This window comes from Proteus sp. HMSC14B05, assembly GCF_001808035.1.
GTDB classification, from domain to species: Bacteria; Pseudomonadota; Gammaproteobacteria; order Enterobacterales; family Enterobacteriaceae; genus Proteus; species Proteus mirabilis.
Genome location: NZ_KV791956.1, coordinates 1 through 1,190, shown reverse-complemented (window position 1 = coordinate 1,190; position 1,190 = coordinate 1). Strand labels below are relative to the sequence as shown.

The window sequence follows — 1,190 nt, the reverse complement described above, 5'->3', positions numbered from 1 at the left end:
AAGAGACACTTTCGGGTTGTGAGGTTAAGCGAATAAGCGTACACGGTGGATGCCTAGGCAATCAGAGGCGATGAAGGACGTGCTAATCTGCGAAAAGCGTCGGTAAGGTGATATGAACCGTTATACCCGACGATATCCGAATGGGGAAACCCAGTATCCAATGGATACTATCATTAACTGAATCCATAGGTTAATGAGGCGAACCGGGAGAACTGAAACATCTCAGTACCCCGAGGAAAAGAAATCAACCGAGATTCCCCTAGTAGCGGCGAGCGAACGGGGAGCAGCCCAGAGTCTTAATCAATAGCAGTGTCAGGAGAACGGTCTGGAAAGTCCGGCAGTAAAGGGTGATAGCCCCGTATCTGAAGATGCTGTTATTGTGAACTCGACGAGTAGGGCGGGACACGTGTTATCCTGTCTGAATATGGGGGGACCATCCTCCAAGGCTAAATACTCCTGATTGACCGATAGTGAACCAGTACCGTGAGGGAAAGGCGAAAAGAACCCCGGCGAGGGGAGTGAAAAAGAACCTGAAACCGTGTACGTACAAGCAGTAGGAGCCTCTTTATGGGGTGACTGCGTACCTTTTGTATAATGGGTCAGCGACTTATATTCTGTAGCAAGGTTAACCGTATAGGGGAGCCGTAGGGAAACCGAGTCTTAACTGGGCGAATGAGTTGCAGGGTATAGACCCGAAACCCGGTGATCTATCCATGGGCAGGTTGAAGGTTGGGTAACACTAACTGGAGGACCGAACCGACTAATGTTGAAAAATTAGCGGATGACTTGTGGATGGGGGTGAAAGGCCAATCAAACCGGGAGATAGCTGGTTCTCCCCGAAAGCTATTTAGGTAGCGCCTCGTGAACTCATCTTCGGGGGTAGAGCACTGTTTCGACTAGGGGGTCATCCCGACTTACCAACTCGATGCAAACTGCGAATACCGAAGAATGTTATCACGGGAGACACACGGCGGGTGCTAACGTCCGTCGTGAAGAGGGAAACAACCCAGACCGCCAGCTAAGGTCCCAAAGTCATGGTTAAGTGGGAAACGAAGTGGGAAGGCTCAGACAGCCAGGATGTTGGCTTAGAAGCAGCCATCATTTAAAGAAAGCGTAATAGCTCACTGGTCGAGTCGGCCCGCGCGGAAGATGTAACGGGGCTAAACCATGCACCGAAGCTGCGGCAGCGA

1 rRNA gene is annotated in these 1,190 nt (G+C 51.0%); it reads left to right on the top strand.

Annotated elements, in window-relative coordinates:
- Positions 1-22: 22 nt before the first annotated feature.
- Positions 23-1,190 (top strand): 23S ribosomal RNA (locus tag HMPREF3129_RS00365); the annotation flags it as partial.